We start from the raw sequence: 17,870 nt of genomic DNA, 5'->3' as shown, positions 1-17,870 counted from the left end.
CGTCACCGGCTCGCCCAGTACGCGCCCTCGGGGAACGAGTACTCGGCGACCGAGTCGTCGTGCATTTCAGCGCTGTAGCCGGGCAACGAGGGCAGGACGTACGCGCCGTTCTCGACGATGCACGGGTCGACGAAGTGCTCGTGCAGGTGATCGACGAACTCGGTCACGCGGTTCTCGAGTGTCCCCGACACGCAGACGAAGTCGAAGATCGACAGGTGCTGCACGAGTTCGCACAGACCGACGCCGCCCGCGTGCGGGCACACCGGTACGCCGAACTTCGCCGCCATGAGGTACACCGCGATGATCTCATTGACGCTCGCGAGGCGCGCGGAGTCGAGCTGGCAGAAGTCGATGGCTTCCGCTTGGAACATCTGCTTGAACAACACGCGGTTCATGCCGTGCTCACCGGTGGCGACACCGATCGGGGCGACAGCGCGGCGGACCGCCGCGTGACCGAGCACGTCATCGGGGCTCGTCGGCTCCTCGATCCACAGCGGCTTGAACTCGGCGAGGTGGCTCATCCACTCGATGGCCTCGGGCACGTCCCAGACCTGGTTCGCGTCGATCATGAGGTTGGCATCCCACCCGATGACCTCTCGCGCGATGCGGAGGCGCCGGACGTCGTCGTCGAGGCTCGCCCCCACCTTGAGCTTGACGTGCCGGTAGCCCTCATCCACGGCTTCCTGCAGCAGGCGGCGCAGCTTGTCGTCGCTGTAGCCGAGCCAGCCGGCGCTCGTGGTGTAGCAGGGGTAGCCACCGCGTCCCTCGAGCTCGGCGATGCGGGCGGCGCGGGTGGGGGCGAGGTCGGTCAGGATGCCGATGGCTTCCTCCCGCGTCAGCGCATCGGAGAGGTAGCGGAGGTCGGCGACGTCGACGAGCTCTTCGGGCGTCATGTCGGCGAGCAGTCGCCAGAGCGGCTTCCGCGCGACCCGGGCGGCGAGGTCCCACATCGCGTTCATGACCGCGGCCATGCCGAGGTGGACGACACCTTTCTCAGGGCCCAGCCAGCGCAGCTGCGAGTCGGACGCGAGGTCGCGGTACACCCCGCCCAGGTCGGCGACGGCGTCTTCGACCGAGCGTCCGATGAGCGGCAGTCCACGCTGACGCGCCGCCTCCACGCACAGGTCGTTGCCGCGGCCGATCGTGAACGTGAACCCGTAGCCCTTCAGCTCGGGGTCGTCGGTGTGGACGACGACATAGGCGGCGGAGTAGTCGCCGTCCTTGTTCATGGCGTCCGAGCCGTCCATGCTCAGCGACGTGGGGAAGCGCACGTCGTGCGCGGTGACAGCGGTGATGGTGGTCATACGTCTTCCTTGGAGATGAGGTCGTTCTCGGCGAGGTCGCGCCAGAGGTCGTCGGGAATGGGGGTGAGGGCTCGCTCGAGGTTCTGCGTCACCTGGCGACGCCCGCGCGCGCCGAGGACGACCGACACGACGGCGGGGTGGCGCAGGGCGAAGGCGACCGCCACGTCGGGCAGGGTGACGCCGTGGCGCTCGCTGACGTCGGCGATGGCGTGTGCGCGGGCGAGCATCTCGGGCGGCGCGGGTTGATAGTCGTAGGTCGCATCGGCGGGAGGCCGCGGGGCGCTGAGGAGCCCGGAGTTGAAGACGCCGGCAGCCACCACCCCGACACCGTGCTCCTGCGCGAGCGGCAGCAGTTCGGCGGCCGCGGAGTCGTCGAGCAGGGTGTATCGCCCGGCGCACATCACGACGTCGATGTCAGCGCGCCGGATGAGCTCGGCGAGCGGATCTGCCGCGTTCATGCCAGCGCCGACGGCGGAGACAACGCCCTGTTCGCGCAGCTCGATGAGGGCGCCGATGCCCTCGGTCGACGCTTGTTCGAAGTGATCGTCGGGGTCGTGCAGGTAGAGGATGTCGAAGCGGTCGAGCCCCGTGCGCTTCAGGGAGTCCTCGACGGAGCGGAGGATGCCGTCGCGGCTGAAGTCCCATCGCCGTACGACGTCTCGCGGGACGTCGAATCCGTCGTCGTCGCGGAGGTGCGCGGTCTCGGGGCTCGCCTCGAGCACGCGTCCGACCTTCGTGGAGATGACGAACTCGTCTCGCGGGCGGGTGCGCAGGCGCTCCCCCAGACGGCGCTCCGACAGCCCCAGACCATAGTGCGGAGCGGTGTCGAAGTACCGGATGCCACCGTCCCAGGCGGTGTCGACGGTCTCATCCACCTCGACCTCGGTCGTTTCGCGGTAGAGATTGCCGAGTTGTGCCGCCCCGAGACCGGTCTCGGTGAGCAGCAGTCCGTGCCGCAGTGCACGAGTGCGCATGGAGCCTCCTTCTTCCCCGTCAGCCTACAACAGATTCATCTGATGACTGAGAGATTTAAGAGGTCCCTGCGCGCGAGCAGGCGCCCTATAGCCCGGAAAGATCAGGTCTTTCGGGGCGCCGTCGATGCGCGCTCGACGAGGACGGGGGCGGGATCGTGCACCACGGCGTCTGCCGTCACCCCGGACGAGATGTTCTCGACCACCGCGCGCAGCGCCGTGGCCCCCAGCTCGCGCAACGGCATCCGTACCGTCGTGAGGGGTGGCCACGAGTGCTCAGCCGTCCAGGCATCGTGCATCGCCACGACCGACAGGTCGGTCGGCACGACGACGTCGCGGCGACGGGCTTCGGCGAGCACCCCGTAGGCCGCGTTGATGTTGGCGACGACCACGGCGGTCGGTCGCTCGTGCCGCTCCCAGAGCTCCCCCAGCGCTTCGGCACCCTGCCGCGGTTCGTAGCCCCGGCGGGTGATGCGATCGTCGTCGACGGCGAGGCCTGCGTCCGCGAGGGCCCGCCGGAATCCCGTCTCGCGCCGTCGCGCCGTGTCGGAGGACGACACCCCGTTGATCAGCGCGATACGACGGTGACCGAGGCCGATGAGGTGCGCCGTCGCGATGCGCATGCCCTCCTCGTCGTCCAGGACGACGGAGCCGACCCCTTCGGGATGGATGGAGTTCACGAAGACCACCGGGAGGCGCGAGGAGATCAGCCGGTCGATGTCGTCGGCGTCGCTGCCGTCGCCCACCTGGACGAGAAGGCCGTCGACGCGTCCCTCGCCGATTAACCGCCCGATGACGTCCACCCCCTCGGGCAAGCCGTCGGCGCGAGCCAGCAGCACGACGTACCCCTGCCGGTACGCCTCGTCTTCGACGCCGCGGAGCAGGTCGGTGAAGATCGCATTCGTGACATCGGGGACGACGAGACCGACGACGTTCGTCCGCGCGGACTTCAGCGCACGAGCCGCGAAGTTGGGGCGATAGCCGAGCTCGGCGGCAGCCTCCTGGATGCGCCGGCGGGTGTTCTCGCTGACGCGCGTGTGCGGGGCGTCGCTGAGCACGCGCGACACCGCCGACACCGACACTCCGGCACGCGCGGCGACATCGCTGAGCCTGACCATCCGCCCAGTGTAGGGACGACGCGGTTCACACCCTCACGCCGCGGGCGACTCGGCGACGACGCCCCGACGATTCACGAGGTACACGTGGGTGAGCACCATGACCGTCTCGCCGCGCTGATTGCGCACCGTGACGAGCTCATCGATGTAGCCCGCGGCATCCGGGGTCGTGGCGTGCGGGCGCAGGGCGACGATCTCGGCCGTCACCCTCAGCGTGTCGCCGATGAAGACCGGACGGATGAAGCGGATCCGGTCATAGCCGTAGCTCATCGACTGCGGGTTGATGTCGCCCGCCGTCATCCCCACGGCAACCGAGAGCACGAGCGTCCCGTGGGCGATCCGCTGACCGGCGGGCTGCGTCGCCATCCACTCGGCATCCATGTGGTGCGGGAAGAAGTCGCCGGTCTGGCCGGCATGGAGCACGATGTCGGCCTCGGTGATCGTGCGGCCCGTCGTCTCGCGGAGCTCACCGACCTCGTGATCCTCGAACCAGCGTTCGGTCGTCCTCATCGGTCCTCCTCGTGGGCGCGTACGCCCGCATCCAGTCGCGCGCAGAGCTCGTCGTCGTCCAGGTCTCCGCACAGCGCCGCCGTCACCAGCGGCGACAGGGCGTTCTGCACCTCGATGTAGCTCGTCCACCGCGGCCGGAGATACGCGCCCTCCAGCGTCGCGCGCGTCGCGCGGAAGAAGTCGAGGGTCTCGGCGTTGGTGTGCTCGTCGTCCCATGCCACGGCGTTGCCCGGCTGCCCTCCGCCGTCGAAGTAGGCACCCGCCTGCACCTCGGCCGAGGCGAGCCAGAACGCGTGGGCGATCGCCTCGGCGGCGTGCGCCGTTCGCGCCGAGACCGCGACGCCGGCTCCGCCCAGCAGCGAGCCGTGGACCCCACGACGGGATGCCGGGATGTCGATGTAGCGCAAGCGGTGGGGCCGGAAGCCCGCGCGACTGTAGTTCGTGTAGCCGAAGAGCAGCGGCGCGTAACAGAACCGGTCGCCCTGGCTGAGCGCGTCCGCCGTCTGGATGGGGTTCCACCCGGCGCACTCCGCGGGGACGGCCCGGGCCAGGGCCCGCAGCGTCTCCATCGCCTCGCCGAGAGCGGCGCGCGAGAGGAAGACCCCCGGGGTGCGCAGGGCGTCCTCGCCGTTTCCGGCTGCGACGGTGATGAGGCTCGAGTAGGCGTCGACCGGTTTGTACGGCCAGAGCACCCGCCCTTCCTCGGCGAGGGCGAGCACGCCCGGCCAATCGCGGGGCGGGTCGGCGAGGAGGTCGGGGCGGTACGCGGCGACCTGGGCGGCGGCGTCCGTCGCGAGACCCCACTGCCCCCCGGCGTGCGCGTACGAGGCGTGCGACCGGCCGACCGACTGCGTCGCGAGGACCGCGAGCTCGTCGTCGTGCCCGGTGCCGTCGAGCCGCGCGAACAGACCCGCCTCGGCCGCGTGCGGGATGTGCGGGTGATCGATGACGAGCAGATCGTAGGCGCGCACCAGTTCCTCGAGCGACTGATCGGCGAACGCCTGCAGCGAGCGGTGCTCCCACCGCACCTCGACGTCGGGGACGACGGCGCGGGAGGCGACAGCCGCGGAGGCGACACTCCCGTATCCGCGGGCGTGCTCCCACGTGATTCCCCGCAGCACGACGCTCATACCCGCACCTCCCCGTCGCCGCCGTGGGCCCCCGCCGCAGCGGCCCCGACCGGCGCGCCCGCGGAACGAGGGGGGAACTCGGCGCGGACACGGTCGTCGTCCTCGCCCAGCAATGGCGCGGCCTTGTCGCTGCGCAGGACCTGCCCGTCGATGCGCAGGGGGCTCCTCGTGGTCGCGATCGTCGTCCCGCGGCGAGCGACCTCCTGAGTCATGTCGATCGCGGCGAACCCCTCCGAGGCCAGCAGCTCGTCGAGTGTCAGGACCGGCGCGCACCAGACGTCCGCGGCATCCAGGATGCCGAGCCAATGCACCGTCGTGTCGGTGGCGAAGCGCGCGGCGAGGATCCCCTCGATCTCCTCCTGACGGTCCCACGCGTCGCGCGGATCGGTCAGCGCCTCCAGGGCGGGGAGGTCGAGGAGTCTGCCGAGGTCGGGGATCGGGTTCATCGCGAGAGCAAGGTAGCCGTCGCTCGTCGGGTAGGTGCCGTAGGGAGCAGCGAGGAACGCGTGCGCGGAGTGCTCGCCGTGGCGCTGCACCTGGATCGTGTCGTCGTTGAGCTTGGTACTGAGCAGCTCGAACTGCAGGTCGAGCACCGCCTCGAGCAGGCTCGACTGCACCAGACCCCCCTCCCCCGTGCGGAAGCGCCGGACGAGAAGGGCGGTCACCCCCTGGGCGATGTGACAGCTCAAGAGGTGGTCGGCGATCGAGAGGCCGAGGGGGACGGGGCCGTCGTGACGCGACCCGCTGAGCCAGGGCAGGCCCGCGATCGACTGCGCGAGCAGGTCCTGCCCGGGGCGGCCCCGCCACGGCCCCTCGTCGCCGTAACCGCTCGCGCTCGCGTAGACGATCGACGGGTTGAGCTCTTTGACGGAGGCGTAGTCGAGACCGATCCGCTCCATCACGCCGGGGCGGAAGTTCTGGATCACGACGTCGGCCCGGGCGACGAGCTCGCGCACGTAGGCGAGGTCGTCGGGGTTCTTCAGGTCGGCGGTGACCGACTCCTTGTTGCGGTTCATCGCGTGGAACGACACGGTGTCGCCGTCGATCGCACGGCCGGCGAAGGCCAGGGTGCGGCCGATGTCGCCGACTCCGGGTCGTTCGATCTTGATGACGCGCGCTCCCAGGTCGGCGAGGCGGAGCGCCGCGACGGGGCCGGCCAGGAACTGGCTGAAGTCGAGCACGAGGAGACCGTCCAAGGGTCTGATGATGTGTTCCGCCATGAAATGTGTTCCTCCGCGTCGAGGGTGTCGGCGTGATCAAACGCCCGTGATCAATCGTTTGCTCACCGTATCGAGAGGGTCGGAGCAGCGCAACCAAGACATATGACGATTTGTGAGGCATGATGGACCGGAGAATTCATCCGACCTTTGGAGAGTCAATGCTGACAGCGACCTACGTGGGCGATCACACGATCGACGTGGTGGAGGCGGAAGCCGCACCTCCCGCACCGGGCCAGGTCCAGATCCGCGTGGCCTACACGGGCCTCTGCGGAACCGACCTGCACATCCTGCACGGCTCGATGGACGCGCGGGTCTCGACCCCCCTCGTCTTCGGTCACGAGATGAGCGGCACGATCGCCGCCCTCGGCGAGGGCGTCGAGGGCTGGAACCTCGGCGACGGCGTGACGGTCATGCCCCTCGCGTGGGACGGCACGTGTCCCGCGTGCCGTGCGGGAGATCAGCACATCTGCCAGAACCTCGACTTCATCGGGATCGACTCCCCCGGCTCTCTGCAGGGGCTGTGGAACGTGCCCGCCGAGACGCTCGTGCGCCTGCCCGAGGGCATCGCGCTCGACCACGCCGCGCTCGTCGAGCCCGTCGCCGTCGCCGTGCACGACGTACGGCGAGCGGAGCTCGCCCCCGGCGACAAGGCGGTCGTCATCGGCGGCGGCCCGATCGGCGTGCTCATCGCGTGCGTCGCGCGCCACGTCGGCGCCGAGGTGCTCGTCATCGAGCTCGACGAGAAGCGTCGCGCGCAGATCGAGGGGCTCGGTTTCTCGACCCTCGATCCCCGCGAGCGCGACCAGGTCGCGGTCGTCGAGGAATGGACCGAGGGAGCCGGAGCCGACGTGGTCTTCGAAGTCTCGGGTGCCGCCGCGGCCGTGCGCGGCGCCACGGGTCTGGCGAAGGTGCGCGGCACGATCGTGGTCGTCGCGATCCACCCCACTCCCCGCGAGGTCGATCTGCAGCGCATGTTCTGGCGCGAGCTGCGCCTGCTCGGCGCACGCGTGTATCAACGCCCTGACTTCGAGACCGCTGTCGAGCTCGTCGCCGACGGCGTCATCCCGACCGACCTCCTCATCACGCGCATCGTGCCGCTGAGCGCGACCGCCGAGGCGTTCGCCGACCTCGAGGCCGGCCGCGCCATGAAGATCCTCGTCGACGTGGGGGGCCAGGCATGAGCGGGATCTTCTCCCTCGAGGGAACCACGGCCGTGGTCACCGGTGCGCGCCGGGGCATCGGCTTCGCCATGGCGCTCGGTCTCGCCGAGGCGGGGGCCGACATCATCGGGGTGAGCGCCTCGCAGACGTCCTCGGGCAGCGACATCGAGCGCGGCGTCACGGCTCTCGGTCGCTCGTTCACCGGAATCGCGTGCGACTTCGGCGACCCGTCGGCCGTCGACGCGCTCGGTGCGGATCTCGCGGAGCGCCACATCGACATCCTCGTCAACAACGCCGGCACCATCGAGCGCGCTCCGGCTGCGGAGCACCCGCTCGACGCGTGGGACCGTGTCGTACAGATCAACCTCAGCAGCCCGTTCCGCCTCACCCAGGCCGTCGCGCAGCAGATGCTCGCGCGCGGCCGGGGGAAGATCATCTTCACCGCGTCGTTGCTGAGCTTCCAGGGCGGCATCAACGTCCCCGGGTACACCGCGGCCAAGTCCGGTATCGCCGGCCTCACCAAGGCCCTCGCGAACGAGTGGACCGCGAAGGGCGTCACCGTCAACGCGATCGCTCCGGGGTACATCGCGACCGACAACACCGAGGCGCTGCGCGCCGACTCCGCGAGATCGACGGCGATCCTCGACCGCATCCCCGCGGGACGGTGGGGCGAGGCCTCCGACCTTGCGGGAGCGACGGTGTTCCTCTCGTCGCGCGCCTCGGACTACGTCTCGGGCATCACCCTGCCGGTCGACGGGGGATGGCTCGGACGATGACGACCGTGGCATCCGAGATCCCCGCCCTGATCGCAGACATCGGCATCGTTCCCGTCGTCGTGCTCGACGACGCGGGGCGAGCGCGTGACCTGGCCGTCGCGTTGCGCGACGGGGGTGTCGCGTGCGCCGAGTTCACCCTGCGCACCCCCGCAGGCCTCGCGGCGATCGCCGCGGCCGCCGACGTCGACGGGTTCCTCGCCGGGGCCGGGACCGTGCTGACGGTCGCGCAGGCGGATGCCGCGATCGACGCGGGCGCCCGATTCGCCGTCACGCCGGGATACGACCCCGCCGTCGCCGACCGTCTGCGTGGGGGCGGGGTCGCCGTCGTGCCGGGGGTGGCGACGCCGACGGAGGTGCAGCGCGCTCTCGGCGACGGGTTCACGGACGTGAAAATCTTCCCGGCCGGGCACCTCGGCGGCGCGGGCTACCTCGACGCGCTGCACGGGCCGTTCCCCGATATGCGGTTCGTCCCGAGCGGCGGCGTGTCTCCGGACAGCCTCGGCGACTACCTGCGCCGGTCGTGGGTGCTCGCCGCGAGCGGGAGCTGGATGGTGCCCCGCGACGCGATCGCCCGAGGCGACGTCGACACGATCACGGCCGCGGCAGCGGAGTGCGCGCGCATCCGCGACGCCGCGCGGGCCGCCCGATGAGCCGCGTCGTCACTCTCGGCGAGAGCATGGGGCTGGTCCTCGGCGACGGCGTCGGCGGCTGGGAGCACACGTCCGAGGCCCACGTCGCCACCGGCGGAGCCGAGGGCAACACCGCCATCGGACTCTCGCGCCTCGGTGTCGGCGTGACCTGGCTGGGGCGGGTCGGCGACGACGCCCTGGGACGACGCGTCGTCGGCGACCTGCGCTCCGAGGGGGTCGACGTGCGCGCCCGCATCGACGCCGAGGCGCCGACCGGGCTGATGCTGAAGTCGACGCCGCGCGCCGGGGCGACCACGGTGGACTACTACCGTCGAGGGAGCGCGGGAAGCCGGCTCGAGCCCGCCGACCTCGACGACCTGCCGCTCCGGGCGGGCGACATCCTGCACGTGACGGGTGTCACGCTGGCTCTGTCGGCATCGGCGCGCGAGACGGTGGTCGTCGCCGTCGACCGGGCGCGCGAGGTCGGCGCGTTCGTGTCGTTCGCGATCAACCATCGCAGCCGGCTCTGGGGCCACGCCGAGGCCATCGCCGCCTACGCGCACGTCATCGCCCGCACCGACATCCTCTTCGCGAGCGACGATGAGGCGCGGATGATGCACCCGCACGTCGACCCCGCGGACCTCGCTCGCGCGCTGTCAGCCGCCGGCCCCGCCGAGACGATGGTCACCCTCGGCGGCGACGGCGCCGTCGCGGTCATCGACGGCGAGGTGCACCGTGTGCCCGCCGTGCCCATCACCCCCGTCGACACCGTCGGTGCGGGCGACGCCTTCGCCGCCGGCTATCTGTCCGAGCGCGTGGCCGCGAGCGACGCGACGACCCGTCTGCGCACGGCGGCTGTGGCCGGCGCGTACGCCTGCCTCCACCCCGGCGACTGGCAGGGCGGCATCCGTCGATCCGAGCTCGCGAGCGCCGGATCCACCGATCCCGTGACCCGCTGACCCTTCCCACCCCAAAGGAGACCCCATGACCTTCGCTCGCCTCGGCGACCCCGGCGCCGAGATCCCCGTCCTGCGCCACGACGGGGGCGTGTACGACCTGCGCCCGCTCACCGCCGACATCGACGGCCCCTTCCTCGCCGCCGACGGCCTCGCCCGCGCCCGGGCGGCCGCGGAGCGGGGCGAGCTGACGCCCCTCGCCGACGCCGAGGCACGGCGCGTCGGAGCCCCCATCGCCGCCCCCGGCAAGATCGTCTGCATCGGTCTGAACTACCACGATCACGCGGCCGAGACGGGAGCCGCCGTCCCGGCGGAGCCCGTCGTCTTCATGAAAGATCCCTCGACCATCGTCGGACCCTTCGACGACGTGCTCATCCCCCGCGGATCGACCAAGACCGACTGGGAGGTCGAGCTCGGTGTCGTCATCGGCACGACAGCGCGCTACCTCTCTTCCCCCGACGAGGCTCTCGCGCACGTCGCCGGTTTCGTCGTCTCGCACGACGTCTCGGAGCGCGAGTTCCAGCTCGAGCGCGGCGGACAGTGGGACAAGGGCAAGAGCTGCGAGACCTTCAACCCTCTCGGCCCCGACCTCGTGCCCGCCGCCGACATCGCGGATCCTCAAGCGCTCGGTCTGCGGCTCCGAGTGAACGGCACCCTGCGGCAGAACGGCACGACCGCGTCGCAGATCTTCTCCGTCGCCCACGTCGTCTGGTACCTCTCGCAGTTCATGGTGCTCCGGCCGGGAGACCTCGTGAACACCGGCACCCCCGCCGGCGTCGCCCTCGGCCTGCCCGACGAGCCGTACCTCCGCGCGGGCGACGTCGTCGAGCTCGAGATCGACGGCCTCGGCCGCGCTCGTCAGACGCTGGTGCAGGCATGAGCGCCGCCGAGTTCGCCGGCCTCGTCGTCGCGGTCACCGGCGGTGCGTCCGGTATCGGTCTGGCCACCGCGAGCGCCTTCGCCGCCCGCGGGGCACGGGTGGCCGTGCTCGACCTCGTCACCGACGGTCTCGCCGACGACCTCACCGGATTCCGTGCCGACGTGACAGACCGGCAATCCGTGGATGCCGCGATGGCGGCCGTCGCGGAGAAGTTCGGCGGCGTGGACGTCCTCGTCAACAGCGCCGGCGTCAGCTGCGTCGGAACGGTCGAGGAGGCCACCGAGGCCGATTGGGACCGCGTGCTGAACATCAACGTGCGCGGGACCGCCCGCGCGTGTGCGGCCGCCTTGCCGTATCTGAAGCGGTCTGCGCACGCGGCGATCGTGAACGTCTGCTCGATCGGAGCGCTCAACGGCCTCCCCCAGCGTGCCGTCTACAACGCCTCGAAAGGCGCGATCCTCTCGCTCACCTACGCGATGGCCACCGACCACGTCCGCGAGGGAGTCCGGGTCAACTGCGTCAGTCCCGGCACCGTGTCGACGCCGTTCGTCGAGCGGATGCTGCAGAACTTCCCCGACCCGGTCGCCGAGCGCGCCGCCCTCGACGCCCGTCAGGCGACGGGACGCATGGTCACGCCCGAGGAGGTCGCGGGCGCGATCCTCTACCTGGCGAGCCCCGGCGCCGGCTCCACCACCGGCACGGCCCTCGAGGTCGATGGGGGTGTCACGCACCTGCGCGTGCGTCCGCGGTAGCCGTCGCCTCGGACGGCATCCGGTTGTCGAGATCACCCGGCCGGTGCGAACGCACACGCTCCCCGCCTCGAAGGAGCGTGTGCGTTCGTCACGTACGGGTGATCTCGACGCGGCGCGTCACGTCGCGACGAGCTGGGCGGCGAGCAGCAGGGCCGCGAGCATCGTCAGCTGGAACACCGCGCGCCCGGGCGAGCGCACGAGCACCGTCACCACCGCGGCGACGGCGACCCCCACCACGGCGACGAAGAAGACGATGCCGATGACAGTGGCATCCGTCCCCACCAGCACCGCGACCGCCCCGGCGACGATTCCGACGGCCGCGAGGACGACCGACGCGCGCGCCCCCAAGCGGTGCGGCAGGCCGCGCACCCCCGTGGCGCGGTCGTCCTCGAGGTCGCGCACGACGTTGGTGAGGTGCACCGCCGCGCCGAGAGCTGCGCCCGCCAGCGACGCCCAGGGCGCGGCGAGCGCCGGCGGCACGAGCGAGAGCGTCGCGAACGACGGGAAGAGCCCGAAGCTCACCACGAACGGGGCGATCGAGAGCGGTGTCGACTTCAGCCCCGCGTTGTACGCCCATGCCGAGGCGAGGGCGATCGCGTGGGCGGCGACGAGACCCGGACCGAGCGGTGCCGACAGCACCACGGCGAGGATCGCGGATGCCACAGCCACCGCGAGCGCGCGTTCCGGGGTGATCGCTCCCCCGGCGATCGGCTTGTCGGTGCGGCCGACCGCGGCGTCGCGCGCGCCGTCGATCGCGTCGTTGGAGAGACCGACCGACACCTGCCCGGCGAACACGGCGACGACGAGCAGCACGAGCCGGACCACCTCGACTCCGGCGGCGATGCCCAGCGCGAGCGACAGGGTCGTCACGACGAGGGTCGGTCCGGGGTGGGTGGCGCCCCACAGCGCACGCACGAGGTGCGGCTTCGCCGCGGCATCCGTCACCCGACGACGCTATCGCGCGAGCGGTCGGCAGGGGGCGGGCTGGGGGAGACGGGGCCGGACCGTCCCGCGGAGTTCTCGCCCGACACGCCGGTTCCGGAACCGCAGCGGCGGCGGGTCGTCCCGGAACTGCGCGGGACGGTTCGCTCGTGGGGACCTCGCCTCGCTCCGTCGCCCGACGCACCCGTCGTCAACCCCCGCCGCGCCGGGCGATCTCGCACCCAGCGTCGAGCGGACGTTGCGCCGGCCACCACGGTCGTCCGCACAGAGGGGGCAGCATGGACGAGGTCGTCGTCATCACGGGAGGGTCGCGCGGCATCGGACGGGCGACGGCGCTCCGATTCGCTCGCCGCGGAGTCCGCCTAGTGCTGGTCGCGCGCGACACGGTCGCCCTGTCGTCGGCGGCGCAGGAATGCCGTCGCCAGGGTGCGCGGGTGCTCACCCTTCCCATCGATCTCTCGACCGCTGACGGCCCCCAGCGGGCGGTGGATGCCACGATCGCGCACTTCGGCCGGATCGACGTCTGGGTGGCCTCGGCGTCGGTGTTCTCCTACGGCTCCGTCGAGGACACCCCCGACGCCGTGCGCGACCGCGTGATCGAGACGAACCTCGTCGGCCACATGCGTGCCGCGCGGGCAGTCCTCCCGCATTTCCGCGCGCGCGGCGGCGGAACGATCGTCTTCGTCGGGTCGCTGTACTCACAGGTGGCGGGGCCCTACGTCTCGTCCTACGTCGCCGCCAAGCACGGACTCCTGGGGTTCACGCGGTCGCTCCGCCAGGAGATGCTCGGGCACCGTGGCATCCGGGTGAAGATCGTGCTGCCCGCGAGCATCGACACCCCCATCTATCGGCGCGCGGCGAACAACACCGGCCGCACGCCCTTCCCGCTTCCGCCCGTGGTGTCGGCGGATCGGGTGGCACGGGCGATCGAGAGAGCGGTGCGCGGTCGCCGACTCGAGACGGGGGTCGGAGCCGCGCAGTTCGTCGCGCGGCCGCTGCAGTTCCTCGTCCCTCGCGTCTGGGATCGTGGCATCCGGGCCCTCCAGCGCACCCTCGGCCTTCGCCGCCGTCCCGCCCCCGTGACGCCGGGCGCGGTGCTGTCGGCGCAGCACGACCCCGGCGCCGTGAGCGGCGGCTGGTCCCGCATCCCCCTCCGCTCCCCCCGCTGATCGCACCCCCGCCCTGCCGCGCCGTCACGCGGACTCCGACCGCGACACCCGCCCACCGCTCTGTCCACCCCGGCGAGTCGCTCGCGAACTCCGCACGACGGCCCGCGCCGACGCCACGGGCGGGAAGCGGGACGGATGCCGCGGCATCCGTCCCCGGAGAAGGCCACGGGTCACGCCGTCTCGAAGCCCTCGCGCTGGGTGTTCTCGTCGGCGACGCGAACGCCCCAGCGGTACGCGAGCTTGCCGCCGAGCCATCCCGAGACGCTGAGCCCGAGGGAGGCGACGACGCTCAGGACGAAGGCCACCCCGGGAATCCGGCCCGCATCGAGCAGGCGCACCAGGAGCCCGAGCGAGAAGAGAACCATGGCCGTCACATTCAGCCCGAGGTGCGTCAGCGCCGTCCGGCGCGCGGGCGTGCCCGGGGGGATCCGCGAGAGGTCCAGAAGGCCGAGCACCGAGGCCCCGACCGCTCCCCCGAGACCGATGGCGATGAGCCACCGCGAGCCCGTCGCGAAGGCCCGCGGGTCGTCGGCGGCGAGACCGAGGAGGTCGAAGACGAGGCTCGACGACCAGGCGCCGATCGGGATCGTCACCGCGACCGGGTGGAAGGGGTGCCCGTAGGGCCCCGCGACGACCGCCCGTGGCACCTTGGCGGCGCGCATGGTGGGAAAGCTGGCGCCGCTGCGCGGTGCCGAGACCGTCGACGGCCCCGGCGCCGCGGCATCCGCCCCGCTCATTCCTTGTGCAGCGCGTCCTGGGCGCGCCCGGCGAGCTTCTCCACCGTGTTCGGAAGCTCGATGGTGCCGTAGAAGCGCACGTCCGGGTGCGTGGGCGGGGGCATCGGAACGCCCGCGGGAGGCTCGGGCAGGTACGAGAACTCCCCCTTGCCGTCGGGGGTCGGTCCCGAAGCCCAGGTGCCGTCGCCCGCCTGCGTGCCATTGCTGAAGTTGATGTACTGGTACGACACGTCGCGGTCCTCCTTGTCGAGGGGGAAGTTGCTCGGCACGGGGAGCTGCTCGTAGCCCTCCGCCTGGAGCTCGGCAGCCGCAGCGGCCCACTGGTTCTGGTGCATCGTGTCGCGGGCGAGCAGGAAGGCCAGGAGGTCCTTCACCCCATGGTCGTCGGTCTGGTGGTACAGCCGTGCGACCTGCACACGACCCTGCATCTCGGCGTTCGCGTTCGCGGTGAAGTCGGCGAGCAGGTTGCCGCTCGCCGTGATGAAGCTGCCCTGCCAGGGGTTGCCCATCGAGTCCACCGGACGTGCGCCGGCACCCGCGACGATGCCGTGCTGGATGTCGGTGCCACCGATCACCGCCGCGACGGTCGGGTCGTCCTGCACCGCGTCCTCGGTGATGCCGAGGGGCGCCTTCTCGAGCAGTTGCGCGATCATGATCGCGAGCATCTCGACGTGGCCCATCTCCTCCGCACCGATGCCGAACACGAGGTCGCGGTACTTGCCGGGCATGTGCATGTTCCACGCCTGGAACTGGTACTGCATCGCCACCGAGATCTCGCCGTACTGTCCGCCGAGCACCTCCTGCAGCTTGCGGGCGTAGACGGCATCGGGCTTCTCGGGCGTCGCCGAGTGTTGCAGTTCTTGCCGATGGAAGTACATCGTGTCTCCTCGCCGCGCCGTAGGGGGGAGGGCGGTCGGTCGACCGCGACGGCGCGTGCAGGTCACGAAACGCGCCGCTCCGGGGGCTCGGCACGGGGGTTGCCTCAGGTCGCCGAGGGGGCGAGAATCGCGCGCCCGACTATTGGCACTCTCATACGTCGAGTGCTAATCTGTTCGTGGTTGAGCGAACACGACTCAACTTCACACGACCCTCCGGATGCCGGTATCCGGACCGACCGAAAAGGAGAAACGACCATGGCCACTTATGACCCCTTCCGCGACCTCGACCGCCTCGCGTCGACCCTTCTCGACGCACGCCGCGGCGGCGGACCGCGACGGATGCCGATGGACCTCTACCGCGACGGAGACCACTACGTGCTCGCCGCCGACCTGCCCGGCGTCGACCCGGGCTCGGTCGACATCGACGTCGACGGTCAGCTGCTGACGATCCGCGCCGAGCGCACTCTGGCCTCGGGCGACGACGTCAAGTGGATCACCCGCGAGCGCGAGACGGCGTCGTTCGTCCGCCAGCTCAACCTCGGCCAGGGCATCGACACCGATCGCATCAGCGCGTCGTACCGCAACGGGGTCCTGTCGGTGACGATCCCCGTCAGCGAGAAGGCGAAGCCGCGACGCATCGCCGTCTCGACCGAGGACCACGACGGCGTCATCGAGGCGCACGAGAGCACGCCGCAGCTCATCGAGCAGTGACCCACGCGGAAAGGGGGCCGGTCCTGGGGGCCGGCCCCCTTTCCATCGGGGCGGGGATGTCAAGGGCCTCGGTCATGCGTGGATGAGCGACGCAGAGTGCCGGGGTGTCTTCCACCCTGCCCTCCCCCCTGATCCGCCGAGAACGTCGCGAGGATGCGACCGATCTCCCATTCCAGCCGCGCGGCCCCGTCAGTGCCGCGGTGCTGGATCACCTCGTCGACGGCTCCGCGACGGAGCACACCGCTCTCGCCGACGCGGCCGTCGCGGCATCCGTCGACATCGCACGCGACGACGACCTGCAGCTCGCGCTCTTCGCGCTGTACGCCTCGTCGTACGGCGCGTTCGACGCGTTAGATCCCGCCCTCGAGTGGAACCCGACCCTCATCGCGACCCGCGGGGTGATCGAGACGGCTTTCGAGCGGTCGCTCCGCCGCACCGTCGAGGTTCCGGCCCTTCCCGCACCGACGGCGGATGCCGTGGCCCGTACGCTCTTCGAGATGACCGGCGCCGACACCGGCCCGAGCCTCTCGCGCTACCTCGCCCGGAAAGCCTCGCGGGACCAGGCTCACGAGTTCTTCGTGCAGCGGACCGCCTACACCCTCCGCGAGGCGGACCCGCACTCGTGGGCCATCCCCCGCCTGACCGGGCGCCCGAAGGCGGCGCTCGTGGAGATCCAGTCCGACGAGTACGGCGGCGGCCGGCCCGACCGCGTCCACGCGACGCTCTTCGCGCGCGCTGTCCGCGCGGCCGGCCTCAGCGACCAGTACGGCGCCTACCTCGACGACGTCCCGGCCGTGACGCTCGCGTCGCACAACGCGATGTCGATGTTCGGCCTCAACCGACGCCTGCTCGGTGCGATCGTCGGCCACCTGGCGGCCTTCGAGATGACCTCGTCGATTCCCAACCGCCTGTACGCCGAAGGGCTGCGCCGTCTCGGGTTCGGCGACGACGTGTGCGAGTACTTCGATGAGCACCTCGAGGCCGACGCCGTCCACGAGCAGATCGCCGGTCGCGACCTGGCCGGTGCCCTCGCCGAAGACCGTCCGGAGCTCCTCGCCGACATCGTGTTCGGCGCCGCCGCGTGCCTCGAGGTCGACGCGCGCGTCGGACAGCACATGCTCGACGCCTGGTCGCGCGGCACCTCGTCGCTGCGTGGAGAGGACGAGCGATGAGCGACGAACGCGTCACCATCACCGCCTACCCCGACGGCCCCCTGCTCGTGCGCGGGAATGCCGAGATCCGCACGAGCGACGGAGCCGAGGTCGCGCGGACGCGACGCACCGTCGCTCTCTGCCGGTGCGGACTGTCGACGATCAAACCCTTCTGCGACGGCACCCACAAGGCATCCGGGTTCCGTACCGACGACTGAGCGATGCGCGTCGAGGCCGAGTACGTCCTGGCCCTGCGCTGGCACGACGACGGGGAGTTCGACGATCTGACCTCGTATCTCCGCCGACTCTCCACCTGGGTGAAACGGGCGCCCCGGTCACCGCTAAAGGCGACCGGGGCGTCCGGGGGTGACTCAGAGGTCTTCGGGAGCGAGGTCGCCTTGGCCCTCCTCACCGAGCTCGACGATGCCGGGCTCTTCGCCCTGCGAGTCGGTGCCGGTGGACTCGGGGTGGATGTCTTCGAGGGGGATGTCGCTGTCGTCCGCGGGGATCTCGGCCGGGTCGGCGCCGGTCGCCGTGGCCGGGTTGATGTCGTCGGGGTCGACGCCCTCGTCGAGGGCTGTCGTGGCATCCCACTCCGCCTGCGCCGGGTCGAGAGCGGGATCCGGCTCGATGGACGTGTCGCCGTCGCGCAGCGGTTGCACACCCGCGATGTCGCCCTCGGGCGCGGTGACCGGGACGTCGGGGGTGGACGGGTCGATCGAGGCGTCGCTCATGGAGATCCTTTCGTCGCACGCGTGGAGCGCGTCACCGCACGAAGCAGCGGCCTCTTCATCCCATCGCCTACGCGGCCTCGGGCCCCTCCCCCTTGACAACACCCACCGCCCGGCGTGCGCAGGCCGATCGACGCATTCCTGCGTG

Annotated in this window: 20 protein-coding genes; 10 read left to right on the top strand and 10 right to left on the bottom strand. The window is 71.2% G+C overall.

Annotated elements, in window-relative coordinates:
- Positions 1-2 precede the first annotated feature (2 nt).
- The 6 genes from PIR02_11380 to PIR02_11355 form a co-directional block, all read right to left on the bottom strand.
- Entirely contained in the window at positions 3-1,304 is a 1,302-nt protein-coding gene (locus PIR02_11380) for an L-fuconate dehydratase (GenBank protein WZH35378.1), read from the bottom strand.
- Positions 1,301-2,278: an aldo/keto reductase gene (locus PIR02_11375; protein WZH35377.1), complete on the bottom strand. Its 978-nt coding sequence runs from the start codon at positions 2,276-2,278 to the stop codon at positions 1,301-1,303. Before PIR02_11375 ends, PIR02_11380 begins: the two co-directional genes overlap by 4 nt.
- A 101-nt stretch (positions 2,279-2,379) precedes the next feature.
- Positions 2,380-3,393: a LacI family DNA-binding transcriptional regulator gene (locus PIR02_11370; protein WZH35376.1), complete on the bottom strand. Its 1,014-nt coding sequence runs from the start codon at positions 3,391-3,393 to the stop codon at positions 2,380-2,382.
- 33 nt (positions 3,394-3,426) lie between these two features.
- Positions 3,427-3,900, bottom strand: a complete 474-nt coding sequence (locus PIR02_11365) for a MaoC/PaaZ C-terminal domain-containing protein (GenBank protein ID WZH35375.1) — start codon at positions 3,898-3,900, stop codon at positions 3,427-3,429.
- Entirely contained in the window at positions 3,897-5,030 is a 1,134-nt protein-coding gene (locus tag PIR02_11360) for an extracellular solute-binding protein (protein ID WZH35374.1), read from the bottom strand. The genes PIR02_11365 and PIR02_11360 overlap by 4 nt, the downstream gene beginning before the upstream one ends.
- Positions 5,027-6,250 carry a CaiB/BaiF CoA-transferase family protein gene (locus tag PIR02_11355; GenBank protein WZH35373.1) on the bottom strand — a complete coding sequence of 408 codons (1,224 nt, stop codon included), beginning with the start codon at positions 6,248-6,250 and terminating at the stop codon, positions 5,027-5,029. The genes PIR02_11360 and PIR02_11355 overlap by 4 nt, the downstream gene beginning before the upstream one ends.
- 158 nt (positions 6,251-6,408) lie before the next feature.
- Between PIR02_11355 and PIR02_11350 the strand changes: the two genes are divergently transcribed.
- Genes PIR02_11350 through PIR02_11325 form a run of 6 tightly spaced genes read left to right on the top strand, consistent with a single transcriptional unit; the run spans position 6,409 to position 11,403 of the window.
- On the top strand, positions 6,409-7,431 hold the full coding sequence (locus tag PIR02_11350) for an alcohol dehydrogenase catalytic domain-containing protein (GenBank protein WZH35372.1): 1,023 nt from the start codon (positions 6,409-6,411) through the stop codon (positions 7,429-7,431).
- On the top strand, positions 7,428-8,186 hold the full coding sequence (locus PIR02_11345) for an SDR family oxidoreductase (protein ID WZH35371.1): 759 nt from the start codon (positions 7,428-7,430) through the stop codon (positions 8,184-8,186). The genes PIR02_11350 and PIR02_11345 overlap by 4 nt, the downstream gene beginning before the upstream one ends.
- Before the next feature lie 5 nt (positions 8,187-8,191).
- Positions 8,192-8,836, top strand: coding sequence for a bifunctional 4-hydroxy-2-oxoglutarate aldolase/2-dehydro-3-deoxy-phosphogluconate aldolase (gene eda / locus PIR02_11340; protein WZH35370.1), 645 nt, complete (start codon positions 8,192-8,194; stop codon positions 8,834-8,836).
- Entirely contained in the window at positions 8,833-9,774 is a 942-nt protein-coding gene (locus tag PIR02_11335; GenBank protein ID WZH35369.1) for a sugar kinase, read from the top strand. Before eda ends, PIR02_11335 begins: the two co-directional genes overlap by 4 nt.
- 25 nt (positions 9,775-9,799) lie before the next feature.
- Positions 9,800-10,651, top strand: a complete 852-nt coding sequence (locus tag PIR02_11330; GenBank protein WZH35368.1) for a fumarylacetoacetate hydrolase family protein — start codon at positions 9,800-9,802, stop codon at positions 10,649-10,651.
- The gene (locus PIR02_11325) at positions 10,648-11,403 is read left to right on the top strand and encodes an SDR family oxidoreductase (GenBank protein WZH35367.1); all 756 of its coding nucleotides are present in this window, start codon (positions 10,648-10,650) and stop codon (positions 11,401-11,403) included. Before PIR02_11330 ends, PIR02_11325 begins: the two co-directional genes overlap by 4 nt.
- A gap of 117 nt (positions 11,404-11,520) precedes the next feature.
- Here the strand turns inward: PIR02_11325 and PIR02_11320 are convergent, their stop codons facing one another.
- Positions 11,521-12,348: a UbiA family prenyltransferase gene (locus PIR02_11320; protein WZH35366.1), complete on the bottom strand. Its 828-nt coding sequence runs from the start codon at positions 12,346-12,348 to the stop codon at positions 11,521-11,523.
- A 275-nt stretch (positions 12,349-12,623) separates the two neighbouring features.
- On the opposite strand from PIR02_11320, the gene PIR02_11315 reads away from it, so the two are divergent.
- The gene (locus PIR02_11315) at positions 12,624-13,514 is read left to right on the top strand and encodes an SDR family NAD(P)-dependent oxidoreductase (GenBank protein ID WZH35365.1); all 891 of its coding nucleotides are present in this window, start codon (positions 12,624-12,626) and stop codon (positions 13,512-13,514) included.
- Between the two features lie 170 nt (positions 13,515-13,684).
- On the opposite strand, the gene PIR02_11310 is transcribed toward PIR02_11315, so the two are convergent.
- Positions 13,685-14,176, bottom strand: coding sequence for a DUF2231 domain-containing protein (locus PIR02_11310; protein WZH35364.1), 492 nt, complete (start codon positions 14,174-14,176; stop codon positions 13,685-13,687).
- A gap of 71 nt (positions 14,177-14,247) precedes the next feature.
- On the bottom strand, positions 14,248-15,129 hold the full coding sequence (locus tag PIR02_11305) for a manganese catalase family protein (GenBank protein ID WZH35363.1): 882 nt from the start codon (positions 15,127-15,129) through the stop codon (positions 14,248-14,250).
- 255 nt (positions 15,130-15,384) lie between these two features.
- Here PIR02_11305 and PIR02_11300 point away from each other — a divergent pair, with 255 nt between their 5' ends.
- From PIR02_11300 to PIR02_11290, 3 genes are all read left to right on the top strand, one after another.
- Complete coding sequence (locus PIR02_11300; GenBank protein ID WZH35362.1) at positions 15,385-15,840, top strand: Hsp20/alpha crystallin family protein; 456 nt, start codon at positions 15,385-15,387, stop codon at positions 15,838-15,840.
- Between the two features lie 200 nt (positions 15,841-16,040).
- Positions 16,041-17,012, top strand: coding sequence for an iron-containing redox enzyme family protein (locus tag PIR02_11295; GenBank protein WZH38994.1), 972 nt, complete (start codon positions 16,041-16,043; stop codon positions 17,010-17,012).
- Positions 17,009-17,209: a CDGSH iron-sulfur domain-containing protein gene (locus tag PIR02_11290; GenBank protein WZH35361.1), complete on the top strand. Its 201-nt coding sequence runs from the start codon at positions 17,009-17,011 to the stop codon at positions 17,207-17,209. Before PIR02_11295 ends, PIR02_11290 begins: the two co-directional genes overlap by 4 nt.
- A 153-nt stretch (positions 17,210-17,362) precedes the next feature.
- On the opposite strand, the gene PIR02_11285 is transcribed toward PIR02_11290, so the two are convergent.
- The gene (locus PIR02_11285; GenBank protein ID WZH35360.1) at positions 17,363-17,725 is read right to left on the bottom strand and encodes a sugar ABC transporter ATPase; all 363 of its coding nucleotides are present in this window, start codon (positions 17,723-17,725) and stop codon (positions 17,363-17,365) included.
- Positions 17,726-17,870 lie beyond the last annotated feature (145 nt).

The sequence above is a fragment of the Microbacterium enclense genome, from assembly GCA_038182865.1.
Taxonomy (GTDB): domain Bacteria; phylum Actinomycetota; class Actinomycetes; order Actinomycetales; family Microbacteriaceae; genus Microbacterium; species Microbacterium enclense_B.
This window is presented reverse-complemented; position numbering and strand designations above follow the sequence as displayed.

Excerpts from the sequence above, each read along its gene's own strand:
- PIR02_11325 (WZH35367.1), top strand. The coding sequence starts at position 10,648 with ATGAGCGCCGCCGAGTTCGCCGGCCTCGTCGTCGCGGTCACCGGCGGT.
- PIR02_11370 (WZH35376.1), bottom strand. The coding sequence starts at position 3,393 with ATGGTCAGGCTCAGCGATGTCGCCGCGCGTGCCGGAGTGTCGGTGTCG.
- PIR02_11350 (WZH35372.1), top strand. The coding sequence starts at position 6,409 with ATGCTGACAGCGACCTACGTGGGCGATCACACGATCGACGTGGTGGAG.
- PIR02_11335 (WZH35369.1), top strand. The coding sequence starts at position 8,833 with ATGAGCCGCGTCGTCACTCTCGGCGAGAGCATGGGGCTGGTCCTCGGC.
- PIR02_11360 (WZH35374.1), bottom strand. The coding sequence starts at position 5,030 with ATGAGCGTCGTGCTGCGGGGAATCACGTGGGAGCACGCCCGCGGATAC.
- PIR02_11365 (WZH35375.1), bottom strand. The coding sequence starts at position 3,900 with ATGAGGACGACCGAACGCTGGTTCGAGGATCACGAGGTCGGTGAGCTC.
- PIR02_11330 (WZH35368.1), top strand. The coding sequence starts at position 9,800 with ATGACCTTCGCTCGCCTCGGCGACCCCGGCGCCGAGATCCCCGTCCTG.
- PIR02_11345 (WZH35371.1), top strand. The coding sequence starts at position 7,428 with ATGAGCGGGATCTTCTCCCTCGAGGGAACCACGGCCGTGGTCACCGGT.
- PIR02_11300 (WZH35362.1), top strand. The coding sequence starts at position 15,385 with ATGGCCACTTATGACCCCTTCCGCGACCTCGACCGCCTCGCGTCGACC.
- PIR02_11315 (WZH35365.1), top strand. The coding sequence starts at position 12,624 with ATGGACGAGGTCGTCGTCATCACGGGAGGGTCGCGCGGCATCGGACGG.
- PIR02_11285 (WZH35360.1), bottom strand. The coding sequence starts at position 17,725 with ATGAGCGACGCCTCGATCGACCCGTCCACCCCCGACGTCCCGGTCACC.
- PIR02_11290 (WZH35361.1), top strand. The coding sequence starts at position 17,009 with ATGAGCGACGAACGCGTCACCATCACCGCCTACCCCGACGGCCCCCTG.
- PIR02_11375 (WZH35377.1), bottom strand. The coding sequence starts at position 2,278 with ATGCGCACTCGTGCACTGCGGCACGGACTGCTGCTCACCGAGACCGGT.
- PIR02_11305 (WZH35363.1), bottom strand. The coding sequence starts at position 15,129 with ATGTACTTCCATCGGCAAGAACTGCAACACTCGGCGACGCCCGAGAAG.
- PIR02_11355 (WZH35373.1), bottom strand. The coding sequence starts at position 6,250 with ATGGCGGAACACATCATCAGACCCTTGGACGGTCTCCTCGTGCTCGAC.
- PIR02_11380 (WZH35378.1), bottom strand. The coding sequence starts at position 1,304 with ATGACCACCATCACCGCTGTCACCGCGCACGACGTGCGCTTCCCCACG.
- PIR02_11310 (WZH35364.1), bottom strand. The coding sequence starts at position 14,176 with ATGCGCGCCGCCAAGGTGCCACGGGCGGTCGTCGCGGGGCCCTACGGG.